This window comes from Paracoccus caeni (assembly GCF_016629665.1).
GTDB lineage: Bacteria > Pseudomonadota > Alphaproteobacteria > Rhodobacterales > Rhodobacteraceae > Paracoccus > Paracoccus caeni.
Map to the genome: position 1 here is coordinate 783,435 of NZ_JAEPRQ010000001.1, position 16,506 is coordinate 799,940.

The window sequence follows — 16,506 nt, forward strand, 5'->3', positions numbered from 1 at the left end:
GTGTCTCAGGGGGACGGAGTCTCCTTTGCGGGGCGCGGTTTCGTGGGTATGATTGCACGAAAGCGGCGATACGGACGGGCAGCATGGAACATGCGATCGACGATCCCTCTCGACCGGTGCTTGTCACGGGCGCCACGGGCTATGTCGCGGGCTGGATTATCCGGCGACTTCTGGAAAGCGGAGTGACCGTGCAGGCCACGGTGCGTGATCCTTCGGACACGGCCCGGTTGCGCCATCTGACCGATATGGCCGAGGCCGGACCGGGCAGGCTGCATCTGTTTCGCGCCGAACTTCTGTCGCCGGACGATTTCGCCGACGCGATGCAGGGATGCCGTGTGGTGCTGCACACCGCATCGCCCTTCAAGACCGTCGTCAAAGACCCGCAGAAAGAGCTGATCGAGCCTGCAATGCTGGGCACGCGCAATGTGCTGATGCAGGCTGCGAAGACCGAAAGTGTCGAGAGGGTGGTTCTGACCAGTTCCTGCGCGGCGATCTATACCGACGCGGCCGATTGCGCCGACGCGCCGGGCGGTGTGCTGACCGAGGCGATCTGGAACAGCACAGCCTCGTTGGACCATCAGCCCTATTCGCTGTCGAAAACCTTGGCCGAGCAAGAGGCATGGCGCATTGCGGAAGGTGCCGGTTTCCGCTTGGTCGTGGTCAATCCCGCGCTGATCATGGGTCCGGCGGTGGGCGGCAAGCCAAGCTCGGAAAGCTTTGCCATCATGCAACGCGCCGGTAGCGGAGAGTTTCGACACGGTGCGCCGCGGCTTGGTCTTGGGATCGTCGATGTCCGTGACGTGGCCGAGGCGCATCTGGCCGCCGCCTTCCTGCCGCAGGCAGAGGGGCGTAACATCATCGTCGGCCATCAGACCGATCTGTTGGCGGCGCTGATGACCCTGCAACCGACCTACGGCACCCGCTATCCGCTGCCCCGCCGCCCGGCGCCCAAGGCGCTGCTGTGGCTGCTGGCACCGCGCCTTGGCCTGACGCGCAAGTTTGTCAGCCGCAATATCAATGTGCCGTGGCGCGCCGATAACGGGAAATCGCGTCGCGAATTGGGGATGACCTATCGCCCGCTTGCAGAGAGCATGAACGACATGTTCCAGTTCATGATCGACGAGGGTTATTTCTGATCGGCATCTTCGATGAGCATGTCGGCCCCCCGCTCGGCCAGCATGAAGATCGCCATGGCGAGGAAATAGCCGGGGATGCGCGGAAAGGCCGAGGCATCTACGACGCGCAATCCGCCTATTCCATGGACCCGAAGCCGTGCGTCCAGCACGCCGCCCTCGGCCTTGGGGCCCATGGCGGCGGTTCCGCAGGCATGATGACCCCAGGCATTCTGGCGGACATAGTCCCGCAAGGATTCGTCCGAACTACGCTGCCGTCCCGGCTCTTCCTCTTCGGCGACCAGATCGTCCATGGAATCGCCCAGACGCCGGACCACGCGGATCGCCTGCACCACGGCGTCCAGATCCTGCGTGTCACCCGGACCGCTGAACGACCGGCAACTGATATCGGGCGGCGTGTCCGGGTCAGCGCTGGTCAGCCGCACGCTGCCGTTGCGATTGGCGGCATAGGCTTTCAGGATCACCCAACTGAGGTAATCTCCGCGCCGGAGCCTTTCCGAATAGCCCCGGTAATAGCCGCGAAAATCCGCAAGCAGCGCGAAGCAGTGCAGATCGACCTCGGCCAGCCTTGGGTCAGAGCGCATGGCAAGTGAAAACAGCACCCCGTTCGAGGCGTAATTGCCGCGACCGAACCATTTCCAGACGCGATAATGGCGATCCTTGCGGGAATAGGTGACGCCACGCATCGCGCCCCATGGCTTTTTCATTCGGTTGACCACACCGATCTCGTAGCGGTCCTGCATATTGCTGCCGACACCGGGAAGATCCTGCTGCGGCTCGATCCCGTTGTCGCGCAGGTGACGGGCATCGCCAACGCCCGAGAGCATCAGCAGATGCGGGGTGCCGAAGGCACCTCCGGCAAGGATCACCTCGCGGCTTGTCTCGATCAGTTCTTCACCTCCACTGGGCTTCCGCACGACCACACCGATGGCGCGGCCATTGCGGATCTCGACCCGTAGCACCTTGCTGTGAAGGCGCAGTTCCAGCCGCTCGGGATGGCGGTCGTGAACATCAAGAAGCCGCTCTCGCGCGCCGTGGCGGGCATGGCGGCGGGTGCCCAGAGGAGCCACGCGGATCCCGGCGATGCCACGGTTCCACCAGCGGCGGTCATTGGGGTCCAGCGTCGTCGTTTCCCAACGCGTCCCGGCTTCTTCCTGCAAATCGGTGGCGCTGCCGACCGAACGCAGCAGCGCCAGTCGCAGCGGCAGATCAAGGATGGCGCGCAACGGAATGGCGCGTTCGGTTGTCTGCCAGCCGGACCAGCCATGCCCGGTCGGATTGAACCCGGTGAGCCGCCACAGCCAGCGCCAGAAAAAGGGCCGATATCGGCACCGCTCGATCCGCTCGAAATAACGCTGCATGGCCGAGGCGCGCCAACCCGGATCGCCGGTGATCGCAGCGATCTGGTTCCAGTCGGAATCGTTCGGCCTGACGGTGATCATCGCATGATGCGCCGTGCAGCCGCCAAGGCCCTTTGCACGCGGATACAACACGCCATCCCGCTGCGGGTCATAGCGCCAGTCGCGGCGGCGCAGCTGGATATCGTCGTGATGCTTGACCCAGTGATCGTCGCAAAGACCAGGATGTTCAGAGGCGAAGGCGTGAAAGGCGGGCACGCGGATCGCATCGGAAACGGGCATGTCGAGGCTTTCATCGACCGCGCCTGAAAGTGGATCGCCCCCTGCCTCGATCACCAGCACGCGAAAGCCGGATTCTGCCAGTCGGGCCGCGACCACCGCGCCGCCAGCCCCCGCGCCGACAACGATGTAATCGGGGGCGGCGCGGGTCATGTCAAAGCTCCATCAGGAAGGAAATCAGCGCCTCCTTGTCGGTATCGGACAGATCGGCACCGAATTCATGCCCCTTGTTGACGACATAGTCGGGACATTTCGACAGGCCCACCAGTGTATCGACCAGACCCGTCTCGCGGACGATCCGCTCGGCATCCGCCTGCACCGCAGGGTCGGCCAGTTCCTCGGGCGAGCAGCGGCCACCCAGTTGCCGCACCGCGCCCAGAAGCGTGGGCGAGGCTTTGGCCATATTCAGAAGATGGGTCAGCATCTCGGGTTCATCATTGTCCGGCAACAGCTTGGTGTTCACCAGCGCGTTGATCGGGAAATCCTTCGGGAAGGGGCCGACCCGCACGGTTCCGTCGGGCGATACCAGCCATGGGGCGACCCGGGACAGCAGCCGGGCATTGTTGCGGATCGGATCGGGGGCAAAGCCCTTGGGCACGATCAGGCAGGCCGGGGCGGAAAGGCGATAGATATAGCCCGGCACTGGCTCTGTCGTCAGGGTATCCCTGCGGCGGGTTTCGGGCCACAGCATCTGGCGGATCGACTTGTCGAACTGATAAAGCCGGTTCTCGACACAGGGCATGTCGGGATCGCGGATATCGGCGGCGGGGCAGCTTGCCGACTGATCTCCGGAATAGGAGCTACCGGAATAGCCATCGTAGCCGACAGAGTTGTTCAGCAGATAGGGCGCGGTTGACCACAGGCTGACCAGCGATGCGGGCCGCAGATATCCGCGCCCGTTGCCAGGCGACTGAAAGCTGGAGGCCGCGCCGGAGACAGGGTGATGCACTGTCACCGGCCCCGGCGGCGGCAGCGATTTGTAGCTGTCCGAGGTGAAGTTGTCCCAGATATCGCCCCGCAGCCCGTTGGTCGCGATGGCCGAGCAGGTATTCGTCCCCAACTCGTCAATCGGCACGCGGCGTTCGGTCGAGAAATAGTTTGCAGCGGTGAAATCAGGCTCTGCGACGATGGCGCGCATCTGGGCTTTGTAGTCATCGGTCAACGTCCATGTCCGGTAACGGTCCCAGCATTCGCGGTAATGCGGCCCCGCACCGCCGCCCTCGCAGATGCCCTGATCGACGCCCGATTCAGCCGGAGGTGCGGGCTGGCGCGAGGAATGGCAGGCGGCGCAGTTCTCGGCAAAGACCTCTTTGCCGCGCGCGACACCGGCAGGGTCGCGTGCATCAAGAAGGTCCGGGCCGCCGGGCGCATCGGCCAGCAGGTCGGCCCGCGCCGTCACCAGAAAGAAGATCGCCATGTCGGCGGTCATATTCTCGGTCGCCTGCCAATAGGCCGAGTTCTTCTGAGCGTCCGCGATCAGGATGGGCGAGATCTTCTGTCCGCCAAGGAAGGGGCGGAAATGCAGCAGCCATTCCTCGGAGAAAAGGCCGATATTCAGATAGACGCGGTTCAGCGCGCCCAGTGCGCCAACCGAATCCGCGCCGTCCTTCAGCACCCGCATCGAGGCGACGGTCCCCTTGGTCGCATCATAAAGATCGGCAAGGGCGGCGGTCTGCGGGAAGTCCTGAAGCTGCCGGTTGTCCTTCTCGCCGCCCTGCAATTGCTCGGTCCCCAGTCTGGCGGCGATCTGCAGGCGCGCGCCGACCTCATAGACCGCGTTCATGGTCCGCGGGTTGTTCATGTAATCCGACGAGACCAGCGAGGTATCCAGCGATCCCGGAGGATTGGTGTGGAAAAGCTGGAACAGGAAATTCGCCTCGTTCGGGGCAGGGGCGCCCGGCTCGGACCGGGGGCGGGTGTTCCAGAAGAAGATGCGCTCGACCCAGAAATACTGCGCGCCGGGGTTCGAGGTCAGTTCTTCCCATTCCGGCGCTTCCGGGTTTTGCGGCGGATTGATCGGGTTCGGGCCGACATGGCAGAAAGCGCAGGACATACCGACCCGGTAGGGCCGGACCAGCTTGCCGTCGTTGTAATAGTCGGGATCGGTATAGTAGCGGACCGGATCCCAGCTTTCCTTCGCCGCTTCGTCGAAATCAGGGTTGGGGAACAGGCGCAGCCCGATCACGCCCGTAGGTTCGCCGTAATAGGAGCCGACCGGCTGGGTCTTGCCGCGCGCGCCGACCGCGACGCCCGCATATTTCGCCTCATCGGCAAAGGGATCGTCTGGGCAGCCACTGTCGCGCTGATCCAGCCACAGGCCGAAATGATCGCCGTCAGGTTCGGTCGGCCGTGAGAAGCATGGCTCATTGATCAGGCCCAGCCAGCGGAAACGGTTGTCGCGGCTGTAATATTGCGAGGGATGCGACGAGATCGTCTTCAGCAGATCGAACGAGCCGACTGTATTTGCCGCGGCGAAGTCCCAGAAGCGGTCATTGCCACCAGTCCAGACTATCCACGCATTCTGGCCACGGATCGCCGCGTTTCGCACATCTTCCGGGGGCAGGCCGGTCAGGTCGGCGATCTCAAGGATCTCTGCCGGATAATCCTGGCCTGTGGCGGGGGGCAGCAGCAGGCCCTTGTCCATCGCCGCGAAATAGCCTTCATCGGCAGGTCGGAAATGTTCGCCCTTGAGGTTTGCGGCGGCAGCTTCATCCTTGACCGTGCCGAAGGCTGCCGCGTCGGGTTCCACGAAGGCCCGAACCAGCAGAAACCCTCCGATTGCTATGATCAGGACCAGCACGACAGCCAGCCCGGCCAGCCATTTAACAACTCGCTTCAGAAGACGCATGGCAACCTCACAATGTCTTCAGATAGGACAGCAGGGCGTCACGGTCGGCCGGGGAAAGCTCGGTCCCCCACAGATGGCCGCCATTGCCGTTCCCCGGCTCGCGCGTGTCGTAAAGCCAGCCGGGACGAAGAGGATCGTCGCGAAAGCCGCCGTTGACCGGATCGATCAGATCGCTGCCGCGCATGAAGGTCTGCGGGCGCTGATCCGGCGGCAACAGCAGGGCCCGCAGCGTCGGGACCGAGCCGTTATGCAGATAGGGCGCGCGCAGCCAAAGCCCGGTCAGGTTGACGGCGACATACCCCTCGGTTTTGCGGAAGGATCGGAAACCCCATGAATAGTCATGTTCGTAGCTGGCATAGCGGTCGCGGGCGGCGGGCGTCCACATGTCCAGACGGTGGCGGTCGGTATCAAGCTCCAGCACCGGGATCGGCTGGCGGAAACGCGGCCCGCTTGGCTCGTGGCAATCGGCGCAGAGCCTGCGATAGATCGCCTTTCCCTGCTCTACCGCGCCGGGCTCGACACGGTATGGATCGCCCGTCGGCAAAGTAGTGCGGAAGGGCGAGGGGGGCGGCTTATGAACGCGGATGAAATCCTCCATCCGGGCAAGGTTGTCGCGCGTCCGTGGATAGCTGAGTCGGGTCATGCCGTCGCCGATGGCTCCGGCCACCACGGTCTCGTGCAGATCGGTCATCAGCCCGTCCCAATGCATCGAGCGGATCACCGATTGCGTCGTCGCCACGCTGCCTAGCGCCCAGAGCGGCATCATGTCGGAATTGCCGATGGTGCCGTCGTCGGGCAGTTGCAGATTGGCGTATTTCACCGGGTTGAACGGATCGATCCGGCCCGGCCCCCAATCCGGCCGGGTCTCGGTCCATGCGAAGCGCTGCGCCTGCTGTTGCAGCGCGCTCCGTGTCGCCGGGATCAGCAGATAGCGGTAGAGCGACCGTTCCCAGAAGGGCAGCGCGACGATGCCGTCGATTTCCTCCATCAGCCGGTCCGAGGTGAAACGCGGGTCTTGCCCGGCGGCGATCAGAAAGCGCAGATAGGCCTGCACATTGACCCGCGTGCCCGCACCGGCGCTGACCAGCCGTGCCGGCATCTGTTCGGTCAGGCGGTAGCTGCCCTGATGACAAAAGGCGCAATTCGGTGCGACCCTTGGAATGGCGCCCAGCGTCATCCTGGAAAAGCCGACGGGCAATTCCTGTCCGCGCTGCCAGTAAACGCCGAAGGCTGCATAGCCATCACCGCCATCCGGCAGCAGATCGGGAAAAACCTGCGGCAGCACCCGCCAAATCCAGTAGGGGATGCCCTGCGTTTCCTCGTTCCCGATGGAGCCGTGGTTGAACACCGCCGCCATGTCATTCGTTCGCGGCTGAGATACCGGGCGGAACAGCAAAAGCCAGCCACCGATGCCGCCGATGACCAGAAGCAACAGAAGCGCCTGCAGGATCCGCGCCAAACGCATCAGGTGTCCCCCTCGGCAATCTGCTGTTCCAGCGAGACGATGCGGATCAGGCACCAGAGCGAGGCGATGCCGATGCTGCCGTCCAGCGCGACCCCCATCAGGAAGGCGGCGGGCTGTTGTGCCACGAAGACCATGTAGGAAAAGAACACCGCCCCGAAGGTCCGCGACGGAAAGACCGACAGCCAGGCAAAAATCCGGTAGCGGTCGATGTCGAGCGTGGCGGGAATATAGAAGACCGACAGGATGCCCAGCAGAATGCCGGAGAAGCGCGGCCAGATCAGCGGCTCGGCCGTCAGCCCGAAGAGCGACAGGAACCATTCGGGGGCGAAGATCAGCGGCAGCACGAATCCCATGTTCAGCACGATCCCCAGCCAAACGACGATGGCGTGGCGGCTTTTCCAGTGGCTGAGAGAGTCGATGCGTTTCATAGCTTTTTCATGTATTCGACGATGTCATCCTTTTGCCGGGCGGAAAGCCCGGTACCGTAGTCGTGGCCGCCATTGCCGTTACCGGGCAGGCTTGTATCGAACAGGAACAGACGCCCCGGCGCGGCTGCATCCGAGCGATAGCCGACCCGAACCGGGTCAATCTCGTCCGAGCCGCGATACCATTCGACTGGCCGGGCCTCGGGCGGTTCCAGCAGATCGCGGAGCGTCGGAACCGAGCCGTTGTGCAGATAGGGTGAGCGTGCCCATATCCCGTCCAGCGGGTGACTGGCATAGCCGTCGGTCTTGCGGAACCGCTCGAACCGCCAAGGGTAGCCTGCGTAAAGCAGGTTCTGCGCGGCTGAGAATTCGCGGGTATAGGATCGCCAGCGCCCCGGATCGGTGCCGATCCGGTCCAGCGGCACCACCTGTCCCAGACAAGGATAGCGCCCCCGGTCGTAGTCATAGCGCCGGGCGGGCGCATAGGCGGAGATACCTTCGCCATAGGTGTCGGGCTGGTCATCCGCCTCGCCTCTGGTCTGCGGATTCCAGACCGCTGCATAGGTGGCGGGGCGCGGTGCGGCGCAGTCCCGCAACGGGGGCGTAGGGCCATAGGGGGCCGCAGCGTCGAGAGCCGGATACGGGGGCGGCGAGACGGCCAAGCGACCGTGACACGCGGCGCAGTAACGGGTGTAAAGGGTCTCACCCCGGTTGGCCGCCTCGTCGTCGATCGGGCCGGGATAGCGTGGCGCGGGTAGCTGCCACATCCATTCTTCGATCCGCGCGATCGCGGCACGGTCCACAGTGACCGGCGTGACGCCCGCGCCAAGTGCCGCCGAAAGGTTGCGTTCGGCCACGGAATCGTTGTTGCCGTCCCAATGCAGGTTCATGCCCTCGCGCGGGCTTTGTTGCCAGATCGCCGGGTAATCGGACGAACCGTTCAGCACATCATCACCCACATGCGCCTGATCCATGCGGAAGTTGAACTGGATGGCCTTGTAGGGGTTGAAAGTGTCCACCCGACCCGGACCCCATTCCTGTTGCCGGTCGATGAAAGCGAGACGTTCACTGACCCATTGCAATCTTGTCTTCACAGCCGGGAAGACAAGATGGCGATAGATCAGCCGCTGATACCATGGCAGGTCGCCCCCGGCCGTTTCTATCCCGTCCATCAGGCTGTCGGCCGTAAAACCGGGATCACGGCCTGCCTCGGCAAGAAAGACGATCAGCTCTTGCAGGCGCAGATTGTTCGACGGCGCGCCCGCGATAAGGCGCTGCTCCCCTCCGGACATCCGATAGCTGCCGATATGGCAGAGAGAGCAGTTGAACCAGACCCGCTCGACGCCGGTGACGACCCGGCGCGAAAAGCCAAGTGGCAGGTCATCTTCGGGAAGGGTGATCAGGCCGAATTTCCCCCACCCCTCACCGCCCAGTTTGTCGTCGTAGATTTCGGGCAGCGCCTTGAAAACCCAATAGGGCAGGCCGTTCGCAGTCTCCGCCCCGATCGAACCATGCAGGAAATGGTCCTGTTCCGATTTCTGGGCGACGACATACTGGTTTACCACCACCAGCCAGTAGAACAGCCCAGCCAGCAGCGCGAGGATGATCAGCCAGACCAGCCGTTTGCGGTTGCGTACCGATCTTTCGACGGGCGTTAGCGGCTCATCGTCGCGTTTCATGGCTGCACCCGCTGGTGTGCAGCGGTGGTGGGGGGCGGATAGGTTGGCGGCTCAAAGACCGACATCACATCGGCGATCATGGCCTCATATCTCTCTTCGAAGCTGTTGCCGGGAAAGCGGCTGACCTCGTAACAGCCAAGGGGATTTTCCAGATCGTTGATCAGGCACTTGTTGCAATAGGTGCATTCGCGCCTTTGTTCGGGACCATTGGCCCGCTGCAGGATCTGCGGCAGGTCGTTATTGGCGATCAGCGGGCGCGCAATGGACACCGCATCGCAGTCACCGTCACGGATCGCCCCGGCAATCGCGTCGGCATGCTGAAAGCCGCCAGTGCAGATCACCGGGATGGCCGGATCGACCGCGTGAACCGCCTCGCGGACGGCGCGGGCATAGGGCAGGTTGATCCCCTCAATCACCTTGCCGCGCCGCCAGCGCCAATAGGCACGAAAAACCTGCGCCGTCAGGCGGTTCGAAAAGATCGCGTGATTGAAGCCGGCACGTGTTCCCTGACTGATCATGCCGTCATACCAGCGCACCAGATCGCGCATCGGCAAATCACCCGGAGGATTGCGTGGATGCGGGAAGGTCGAACCTGACGAGACATGGAAGGCATCAACCCCCTTGCCGTCATCCATCAGCAAGCGGCAGATCCGCAGAGTCTCGTCCAACGTGTTGCCGGGTTTCTGCCACGGATAAAGCCAGGAATTATGATCCTCGCCGTTGATCTTCATCTGCAGGTGAAAATCCGGCCCGACCTCGGCCCGGATCGCGCGCACGATTTCCAGCACGAACCGTGCCCGCGCCTCCCAGTTGCCGCCATACTCGTCCTTGCGGTCGTTGATGCCGGATGAGAGGAATTGCGTGATCAGATAGCCGTTCGCGCCGTGTAGTTCGACCCCGTCCAGCCCCGCCTGACGCGCGCGGCGAGCGCCTTGGGCGAACAGATTGACGACATTTGCGATCTGGGGCTTTGTCATCGCCTCACAAAGGATGCCGTGAAAGTAATCCCGCTTGCTGGTAGAACTTTGCGCCCTGAGATGCAGGTTCTCGACCCCGCCCAGATCCTGCTGTCTGCCCGAATGGGACAATTGCATGATCAGCTTGCAGTCATGCCCATGCACCCGGTCCGCGGCGGCCCGCCAGAACGGGATCTTGTCGTCACTATCGATCATCGCATAGCGCGTCAGAATGCGACCGCGCACCGAGACCGGCGTGAACGAGGTCAGGATAGCGCCCACCCCGCCACGCGCGAACTTTTCCTCCCAGTTCAACCGGGTGTGGCTGCCATGTCCGTTGTAGTCGTCAAAAGTGCCAGAAATATTCGAGCGGAATATGCGGTTCTTTATTTCCAGGCTTCTGAATTTCAGTGTCTTGAAGATAACCCGCGCGTTTTCCTCGTGCGGAAAGGCTTTGTCAGGATTCACAACGATAACCTCGCAAAATACTCAGAGTTGGCTGAGGTGCTGGGGATTCGAAATGAAAATGCTGTGGTTTGTTAATAATATCATCGAATTTTCGTCATCTCAACTGGACTTATTATCCGATGACATTGATTTTTCGACGAGTTCCCGTTTTGCGCAAGGAAATGGAATGCGGGGACAGTTCGCGCTGATCGATCGACGCGCATGTGCCGCGTTTTCGATCATTCTAAAGGTGGGATGATCTCGCCTTACTGGGGCGAAAAGGGCAATGGTGACACAGATAAAGCAATCTGGCCGCTGCCTCGGCAGCATTTCCCTGTGCCGCCATCGTCAGACTTTCCTGCTGTGGTTGGAAAAGGAACCTGCTTGGTGCTGAAGGATCATATAATGGGCGCTTTGCCCACAATCCGCGGGCAAGGTTTCTGGATGGATATTTATTGTAAGTCACTGCCTATAAATAAATTTTTTATCTGATTTTTATAAATGCAGTTTGGTTTTGCAGCGGTAAATCTAAACAAGAAACTGGTGAGGATGTTCTTGGAGATGACAGCATGGTGTCGAGATAAAAAATCCATGCTTTGGTGGAATATTTACCCCACCCCTATTTTGGGGAGCAAAGGCGGGTGGCGCTGCCGAGATTGCGGGCGGTGATGCGGAATTTTCAAGTAAGAGGCTATGGCATCCGCCGACAACAAGGACACAACACAGTCGGCTCTATTCGCCGGACTTCGCCTGCAACTCGCTGGTGATCCGCGCGACGGTGAAGACCACGTCCAGCAACTCATCGGGCTGAATACCGTTTGCGTTCAGCCTTTTCAGCTCAAACGCCCCAAGACTTGGCGGTGTCTGCGCCAGCGCCCCTGCGGCGGTTGCCAGCGCGCCCAGCCGACCTGTTAGCGGGGACGGTAGCCCCTCCTCAAGCAGCAGCGTGACGGCGAACGGGTCATGTGTCGCGTCGGCGGCCTCGTCGGCGTATTGGCGGGCAAGCTCGGTCAGTCCTGCCTGACGCGCGACGACCAGTGCGATCAATGCGCGTTCGCCGTTCTCAAGGCCCTGCGGCCTGCTGCGCCAGGGCCATCGTGATTTCGAACCGCCGGTGCCGATCTGTGCATCAAACATCATGACTGCGACCTTTCCCTGAAAACTCGCCTGGCAACTCCTGCGCTGCCAGCACACATTGGCGCAGACCCGCGACCAGTCGGACACGTAAGATGACGATACTCGCGATCTGCCCGATCTCTTCGCGTTCGTCGGAATTCAGCCAGTATCCGTGCTGAGCTATCTGCGGAGTGCCGCCCAGAAGGGCGCGGCTATACGAAGCGGCCGCGCCAAGCCACGATCCGCCCTCATCCGGGGCGTCCTCTGACACGGGCTCATTGCTTCTGCCGAGACTGCGCGACCAGATGCGGACGGCTTTCAAGAAAGCGGCGTCGGCATCCTCACGCGCTGCAAGAATGCTCTGATAGCGCTGCGCAATCGCCTGCTCCTGATGCCACGCCGCCACGAAGGCAGCGACGGCATATCGGTGAGGGACCGGGATCGCCCCGGGGATTGGCGGTGACAGTAACGCACGCTCTTGCTGATCGATATCCTCGATCTCGTCAGAGCGACGTTCAATTGCCTTCCGCAAGGCTTCATTGGTGCACATTCTGGCCAGCGTATCGCCCAGACCAACCGCTTCCAGAGGCATATGACCGCTCCTGATTCAGCAAAGGCGCGTCCCATGGGGGCGCATGGGCTGATCATGTCACCGACGCCGGGGAATGACGATAAGAGAGGTCATGTTTTTTCGATGGTCGGGGGAGAAGATTTTTCCCTGTGCGACGCCATCAGAAAATCAGGGCAAGAGAGATGGAAACCGGCTTAGAGATCGTCCTGATCCGTCCTCTCATCGAATTTCGCTTCGATGTTGTTGCCGTCAGGATCAAGCAGAAATGCCGCGTAATAGCCCGGATGATAGTCCCGCAGGCCGGGTAAACCATTGTCGCGGCCGCCTGCTTTCAGACCTTCGCGATGGAAGGCTTCGACCTCGTCCCGCGACCGGGCGCGGAAGCACAGATGGATGCTGCTTGGACGCAATGTCGGTTCGGCCTGTTCCAGATAAAAAGCCCCGATCTCAAGCCAGTCCCGACCTTTGTGCAAAGCACTGCCCCGGCCCATCGCGTCGAATATCGCGATGTAGAAGGGGCAGGACAGGTCGAAATTGGCCGTTCGCAGGTGGATGTGATCGATCAATTCGCTGCTGGGGTCGGGCTTTTCAACTTTCATAGGCGCCTCCGCAAATGCAACGCGGAAACGCGCTGATGGTTCAAACATCAGCCGCGGGGGTAGCCCGCCTGACGCAGCACGACGGCGATTTCGTCCAGAATGGCAGGGTCATCGATTGTTGCCGGCACCTTGAACTCTTCCCCATCGGCGATTTTCGCCATGGTCGCGCGCAGGATCTTGCCAGAGCGGGTCTTGGGCAGGCGATCCACCACGCAGGCGGTCTTGAACGCCGCAACCGGGCCGATCTGGTCGCGCACCATCGCCACCACTTCGCGCACAATGCTGTCATGGTTGTCGTTGGCACCCTTTTTCAGGCACAGAAAGCCCAGCGGCATCTGTCCCTTCAGGTCGTCCGCAACCCCGATCACCGCGCATTCCGCAACGGCGGGATGATGGGAAAGCACATCCTCCATCGCGCCGGTGGACAGGCGATGCCCGGCCACGTTAATCACGTCATCAGTGCGCGCCATGATATAGAGATAGCCGTCCTCATCGACATAGCCCGCATCTCCGGTCTCGTAAAAGCCGGGGAAATGCTGAAGATAGGCGCGGCGAAAGCGGTCTTCGGCGTTCCACAGGGTCGGCAGCGTTCCCGGGGGCAAGGGCAGGCGGATCGCGACCGCGCCCAGCGTTCCCGGCCCGACGGGCTGGCCACCCTCATCAAGCACCTGCACATCATAGCCCGGCATGATCACGGTCGGGCTGCCCTTTTTCATCGGCAGCAATTCAAGGCCCAGCGGGTTCGCCGCGACCGGCCAGCCGGTTTCGGTCTGCCACCAATGGTCGATGACCGGAAGTTTCAGCGCCTCTTCGGCCCAGATCAGCGTGTCACCATCGGCACGCTCGCCCGCAAGGAACAGCGCTTGCAGGCTCGACAGGTCATATTCAGCCAGCAATTCGGCCTTCGGATCCTCGCGCTTGACGGCGCGAATCGCGGTGGGCGCGGTGAAAAAGCTTTTCACCTTGTTGTTCTGGATTACACGCCAGAAAGCTGCGGGGTCGGGCGTGCCAACGGGCTTTCCCTCGAAGACAACCGTTGTCGCCCCGGCGACCAGCGGCCCGTAGCAGATATAGGAATGTCCCACGACCCAGCCGACATCCGAGGCCGCCCAGAACACATCGCCCGCGTCGATCCCGTAGATGTTCTTCATCGTCCAGTTGAGCGCGACCAGATGCCCGCCGCTATCACGCACCACGCCCTTCGGCTGTCCGGTCGTCCCCGATGTATAGAGCACATAAGAGGGGTGATTACCCTCGACCGGGACGCATTCCGCCGGAGTGGCATCCTGCTGGAAGCCGTTCCAATCCAGATCGCGCCCCTTGATCATTTCGGCGGGCTGCTGTTCGCGCTGCAGGATCACGCAGAATTCGGGTTTGTGGCGGGCAAGCTCTATCGCTTTGTCGATCAAGGGTTTGTAGGCGATGATGCGCCCCGGCTCGATCCCGCAAGAGGCGGCGATGATCGCCTTGGGCGTGGCGTCATCGATGCGGACGGCAAGCTCTTGCGCGGCGAAACCGCCGAAGACGACGGAATGGATCGCGCCAAGGCGGGCGCAGGCCAGCATCGCCGTCAGCGCCTCGGGCACCATCGGCATGTAGATGATCACGCGGTCGCCCTTGGCAATGCCGCGTTCGCGCAGGGCACCGGCTAGCCGGGCGACGTTCTGCAGCAATTCGGAATAGGTCAGGGTCTGGTGCGTGCCGGTGATCGGGCTGTCATGGATGATCGCCACCTGCTCGCCGCGACCCGCCTCGACATGCCGGTCAACCGCGTTCCAGCAGGCATTCAGAATGCCATCAGCAAACCATTCCCCCGCCGGGCCTTGGTCGAAAAAGGCTTTGCTGGGCATCCTGATCCAGTCGATCTTTTCGGCCTCCCGAAGCCAGAACGACTCGGGATCCGCCTGCCAGTCGGCGTAAACGTCGCGATAAGCCATCAAGAATACTCCCCCACCTGATCCGATTGTGTCGCAAGAAGGCCTTCGTGACGCAACTATCTTAGCGGTAACATTCGTCGATATGGCGGAAAGTCGGAGGCCGCGCCCGATTTTCGGACGCGGCCTTGTTGCTTGCGCGGCGCGCCGCGCGGAACAATGCGCGGCGCGGGCTGCCCTAGAGAAGCCAGCTTATCGCGATGACCATTGGCAGCGACACCACCGCCGCGATTGAGGTCACCATGGTCAGCGTCTTTAACGCACCTTTGGTAGATAGGCCCAATAGCGCCTTGAACATCCAGAAGAAGTTACTGTTCACCTGCACCGCGAACAGCGCGCCTGAGGCGATGGCGAAGCCGATCACCACCGGCGAGACCGCCAGTTGCGGGACGATCGGACCGATGATCCCGGCTGCGGTCAGCGCCGCGACCGAGACCGAGCCGATGGCGATATGCAGCACCGCCGCGATGAACCACGCCAAGAGGATGCTGATGATGATCGGCGCACCCGCATCGGCGGCGAACAGCGCGCCAAGCTGCTTGTCCATGCCCGACGCCTCGATCACCGCGCCCAGCGAGCCGCCGACGCCAGTGATCAGAAGGATCTCGCCGCTGGTATGGAAACCTTCGGACAGCGCCTCATTGGTCTTGTCCACGCCGATCCGGCTGCGGGCGATCAGAAAGGCGATCATCAGGCCGACGAACAGCGCCAGATTGGCGTTGCCTATGAAGGCGATGAAGTCGTTCTCGACCCCGGCAAGTTTCGCAAACGCGCCGAAGGCGATCATCAGCAAAGGCACGATGATCGGCAGGACCGAGACACCAAGGCTGGGCGCGTCGTCAAGACTGGCCTTGTCGTCGCTGGCCTCGATCTCCAGCATCGCCTCGTCCGGTTCCTCGTCGGTTTCGGGCTTCCAGTAGCTGGTTTTCAGAAGCATCTGGAACAGGAATGTGGTCAGAAGCGCGGTCGCAAGGCCGATCACCAGACCGCCCAGCAACCATGTGCCAAGGCTGACATTGACCTGACCCGCGACCAGGATCACTGCCAGGCCCGGCACCACGAACACATAGCCCGAGAAGATGCCGGTGCCGATGGCGCCTGCCAGAAGCGGCAGGCCGTTCTTGCCCAGATGCGGTGCCGCCGAGCGGGCGACGGGCGAGGCCAGAACCACCTGCACATCGACATAGATCGACGGAAAGATCGTGGACATCGCTCCGGCCATCGCATAGGGCAGGCGCTTCGGCCCGACCGCGTTGACCAGTGTCGAGACCATGCGCCTGAACGCGCCGGTCGCGTGCAGAAGCGATCCGATCACCACGCCGAAGCCGATCAGCAAGCCGACCTTGGCCATGATCTCGCCAAAGCCGCCGGTGATGGCTTCCAGCGTGCCGCCGAAGCCGACGCCGCTGGCAAGGCCAAGATAAAGCGAGCCGAGGATCAGTGAGATGACAGGATCGACGCGGAAGCGGATAATCAGTCCGATCACGAGAACGATTGCAATTACGGTATGCAAGACAACCATTGGCCCCTCCTTCCAATGTTTATTCAATACGTAACAAGGTCGATGATAGACCCGAGGTCCGCAGATACAATTGGTTAAATTGCCTGTATCAGGCGGCGCGCTTTTGTGGCGAACCAGCCGGGACTGGACAGCCATCGCATGACAGGGCAAAGCGGAGGAAAGCTGTCGAAGGCG

Annotated in this window: 12 protein-coding genes; 1 reads left to right on the forward strand and 11 read right to left on the reverse strand. The window is 62.0% G+C overall.

Features of this window, described 5'->3' with window-relative positions:
- The first annotated feature begins 83 nt into the window (after positions 1–83).
- Positions 84–1,136: an NAD-dependent epimerase/dehydratase family protein gene (locus JJJ17_RS03765; protein ID WP_234463855.1), complete on the forward strand. Its 1,053-nt coding sequence runs from the start codon at positions 84–86 to the stop codon at positions 1,134–1,136.
- On the opposite strand, the gene JJJ17_RS03770 is transcribed toward JJJ17_RS03765, so the two are convergent.
- The 11 genes from JJJ17_RS03770 to JJJ17_RS03820 form a co-directional block, all read right to left on the reverse strand.
- On the reverse strand, positions 1,127–2,923 hold the full coding sequence (locus tag JJJ17_RS03770; protein WP_200683893.1) for a GMC family oxidoreductase: 1,797 nt from the start codon (positions 2,921–2,923) through the stop codon (positions 1,127–1,129). The genes JJJ17_RS03765 and JJJ17_RS03770 overlap by 10 nt on opposite strands.
- 1 nt (position 2,924) lies before the next feature.
- The gene (locus JJJ17_RS03775) at positions 2,925–5,618 is read right to left on the reverse strand and encodes a c-type cytochrome (protein WP_200683894.1); all 2,694 of its coding nucleotides are present in this window, start codon (positions 5,616–5,618) and stop codon (positions 2,925–2,927) included.
- A 7-nt stretch (positions 5,619–5,625) separates the two neighbouring features.
- On the reverse strand, positions 5,626–7,083 hold the full coding sequence (locus tag JJJ17_RS03780; RefSeq protein WP_200683895.1) for a c-type cytochrome: 1,458 nt from the start codon (positions 7,081–7,083) through the stop codon (positions 5,626–5,628).
- Positions 7,083–7,511, reverse strand: coding sequence for a hypothetical protein (locus JJJ17_RS03785; protein WP_200683896.1), 429 nt, complete (start codon positions 7,509–7,511; stop codon positions 7,083–7,085). Before JJJ17_RS03785 ends, JJJ17_RS03780 begins: the two co-directional genes overlap by 1 nt.
- Positions 7,508–9,187 carry a c-type cytochrome gene (locus JJJ17_RS03790; RefSeq protein ID WP_200683898.1) on the reverse strand — a complete coding sequence of 560 codons (1,680 nt, stop codon included), beginning with the start codon at positions 9,185–9,187 and terminating at the stop codon, positions 7,508–7,510. The genes JJJ17_RS03785 and JJJ17_RS03790 overlap by 4 nt, the downstream gene beginning before the upstream one ends.
- A complete protein-coding gene (locus JJJ17_RS20505) occupies positions 9,184–10,611 on the reverse strand; it encodes an NADH:flavin oxidoreductase (protein WP_200683900.1) in 1,428 nt (475 codons plus the stop codon). Before JJJ17_RS20505 ends, JJJ17_RS03790 begins: the two co-directional genes overlap by 4 nt.
- 711 nt (positions 10,612–11,322) lie before the next feature.
- Positions 11,323–11,730, reverse strand: a complete 408-nt coding sequence (locus tag JJJ17_RS03800) for a carboxymuconolactone decarboxylase family protein (protein ID WP_200683901.1) — start codon at positions 11,728–11,730, stop codon at positions 11,323–11,325.
- On the reverse strand, positions 11,720–12,298 hold the full coding sequence (locus JJJ17_RS03805) for a carboxymuconolactone decarboxylase family protein (RefSeq protein ID WP_200683902.1): 579 nt from the start codon (positions 12,296–12,298) through the stop codon (positions 11,720–11,722). Before JJJ17_RS03805 ends, JJJ17_RS03800 begins: the two co-directional genes overlap by 11 nt.
- 173 nt (positions 12,299–12,471) lie before the next feature.
- The gene (locus JJJ17_RS03810) at positions 12,472–12,876 is read right to left on the reverse strand and encodes a VOC family protein (protein ID WP_200683903.1); all 405 of its coding nucleotides are present in this window, start codon (positions 12,874–12,876) and stop codon (positions 12,472–12,474) included.
- A 47-nt stretch (positions 12,877–12,923) separates the two neighbouring features.
- The gene (locus tag JJJ17_RS03815; protein ID WP_200683904.1) at positions 12,924–14,813 is read right to left on the reverse strand and encodes a propionyl-CoA synthetase; all 1,890 of its coding nucleotides are present in this window, start codon (positions 14,811–14,813) and stop codon (positions 12,924–12,926) included.
- A gap of 175 nt (positions 14,814–14,988) precedes the next feature.
- Positions 14,989–16,332, reverse strand: coding sequence for a GntP family permease (locus JJJ17_RS03820; protein WP_200683905.1), 1,344 nt, complete (start codon positions 16,330–16,332; stop codon positions 14,989–14,991).
- Positions 16,333–16,506: the final 174 nt, after the last annotated feature.

Coding starts and splice junctions, on each gene's coding strand:
- JJJ17_RS03765 (WP_234463855.1), top strand. CDS start 84: ATGGAACATGCGATCGACGATCCCTCTCGACCGGTGCTTGTCACGGGC.
- JJJ17_RS03770 (WP_200683893.1), bottom strand. CDS start 2,923: ATGACCCGCGCCGCCCCCGATTACATCGTTGTCGGCGCGGGGGCTGGC.
- JJJ17_RS03775 (WP_200683894.1), bottom strand. CDS start 5,618: ATGCGTCTTCTGAAGCGAGTTGTTAAATGGCTGGCCGGGCTGGCTGTC.
- JJJ17_RS03780 (WP_200683895.1), bottom strand. CDS start 7,083: ATGCGTTTGGCGCGGATCCTGCAGGCGCTTCTGTTGCTTCTGGTCATC.
- JJJ17_RS03785 (WP_200683896.1), bottom strand. CDS start 7,511: ATGAAACGCATCGACTCTCTCAGCCACTGGAAAAGCCGCCACGCCATC.
- JJJ17_RS03790 (WP_200683898.1), bottom strand. CDS start 9,187: ATGAAACGCGACGATGAGCCGCTAACGCCCGTCGAAAGATCGGTACGC.
- JJJ17_RS03800 (WP_200683901.1), bottom strand. CDS start 11,730: ATGATGTTTGATGCACAGATCGGCACCGGCGGTTCGAAATCACGATGG.
- JJJ17_RS03805 (WP_200683902.1), bottom strand. CDS start 12,298: ATGCCTCTGGAAGCGGTTGGTCTGGGCGATACGCTGGCCAGAATGTGC.
- JJJ17_RS03810 (WP_200683903.1), bottom strand. CDS start 12,876: ATGAAAGTTGAAAAGCCCGACCCCAGCAGCGAATTGATCGATCACATC.
- JJJ17_RS03815 (WP_200683904.1), bottom strand. CDS start 14,813: ATGGCTTATCGCGACGTTTACGCCGACTGGCAGGCGGATCCCGAGTCG.
- JJJ17_RS03820 (WP_200683905.1), bottom strand. CDS start 16,332: ATGGTTGTCTTGCATACCGTAATTGCAATCGTTCTCGTGATCGGACTG.